Origin of the sequence: Faecalibacillus sp. TM498, assembly GCF_020589955.1 — a bacterium.
Lineage (GTDB): Bacteria > Bacillota_I > Bacilli_A > Erysipelotrichales > Coprobacillaceae > Faecalibacillus > Faecalibacillus intestinalis.
The window spans coordinates 1-1,737 of record NZ_JAJDKB010000110.1; the positions used below are offsets into that span (position 1 = coordinate 1).

Sequence of the window (1,737 nt, forward strand, 5' to 3'; positions counted from 1 at the left end):
AGCGAAAGGGAAAGAGCCCAAACCGATCTTAGGATCGGGGTAGTAGGATCATCGAGGAATCTGACAGAGGATCATAGAGGAATCACATGGGAAGGTGAGCGAGAGAGGGTGAGAGCCCCGTACTCGAAATGAGAGACTGGAGAGAGATGACACCTGAGTAGGGCGGGACACGAGAAATCCTGTCTGAATCAGCCGGGACCATCCGGCAAGGCTAAATACGAGAGAGTGACCGATAGTGAACCAGTACCGTGAGGGAAAGGTGAAAAGAACCCCGGGAGGGGAGTGAAAGAGAACCTGAAACCATATGCCTACAAGAAGTCAGAGCCCGTTAAAGGGTGATGGCGTGCCTTTTGTAGAATGAACCGGCGAGTTACTGTATGGAGCGAGGTTAAGCAGGATATGCGGAGCCGAAGCGAAAGCGAGTCTTAAGAGGGCGAGAGTTGCATGCAGTAGACCCGAAACCGGGTGATCTAGCCATGACCAGGTTGAAGTTGGGGTAAAACCCGATGGAGGACCGAACCGACCCCCGTTGAAACGTTGGCGGATGAGTTGTGGCTAGGGGTGAAATTCCAATCGAACCCGGAGATAGCTGGTTCTCCCCGAAATAGCTTTAGGGCTAGCGTCGAGGTAAGTTGCGTGAAGGTAGAGCACTGAATATGTGATGGCCCCATCTCGGGGTACTGAGCATAATCAAACTGCGAATGTCACGCCAACATGCTCGGCAGTCAGACAGCGGGTGATAAGGTCCGTTGTCAAGAGGGAAACAGCCCAGACCATCAGCTAAGGTCCCAAAATGTATGCTAAGTGGAAAAGGATGTGGAGATGTACAGACAACTAGGAGGTTGGCTCAGAAGCAGCCATCCTTTAAAGAGTGCGTAACAGCTCACTAGTCGAATGACTCTGCGCCGATAATTTACCGGGGCTAAGCATACTACCGAAGCTATGGATCCCAAGGGATGGTAGGGGAGCGTTCCATGAACGGAGAAGTACGACCGAAAGGACGTGTGGAGATCATGGAAGAGAGAATGCCGGTGTGAGTAGCGGAACGTGGGTGAGAATCCCACGCACCGAAAACCCAAGGTTTCCAGAGGAAGGTTCGTCCGCTCTGGGTAAGTCGGGACCTAAGGCGAGGCCGAAAGGCGTAGTCGATGGACAACAGGTAGAGATTCCTGTACCCGTATATATGTGAAGGAATGACGGAGAGAGGAAGCTGCAGCCAGCGGCTGGAAGAGCTGGTGCAAGCGAGATATCGGGATGGCAGGCAAATCCACCATCCGAAACGAGAAGGCGTGAAGCGTACGGAAAGCTACGGCGAGTACGGAAGGCAGTGGAGGAACTTCCAAGAAAAGTTTCTAACGTAAAGTATATATGGCCCGTACCGAAAATGGACACACATGGGTGAGGAGAGAATCCTAAGGTGAGCGAGAGAACTATAGCTAAGGAACTCTGCAAAATGACTCCGTAACTTAGGGAGAAGGAGTGCTCATAGAGATATGAGCCGCAGTGAAACGGCCCAAGCGACTGTTTACCAAAAACACAGCTCTCTGCTAAGCCGCAAGGCGAAGTATAGGGGGTGACGCCTGCCCGGTGCTGGAAGGTTAAGGGGAGGGGTTAACGCAAGTGAAGCCCTGAACTGAAGCCCCAGTAAACGGCGGCCGTAACTATAACGGTCCTAAGGTAGCGAAATTCCTTGTCAGGTAAGTTCTGACCCGCACGAAAGGCGTAACGATTTGGGCG

At 52.4% G+C, this 1,737-nt stretch carries 1 rRNA gene; it reads left to right on the forward strand.

The window, feature by feature from the left end:
* A 23S ribosomal RNA gene (locus tag LJD32_RS14820) occupies positions 1–1,737 on the forward strand; the annotation flags it as partial.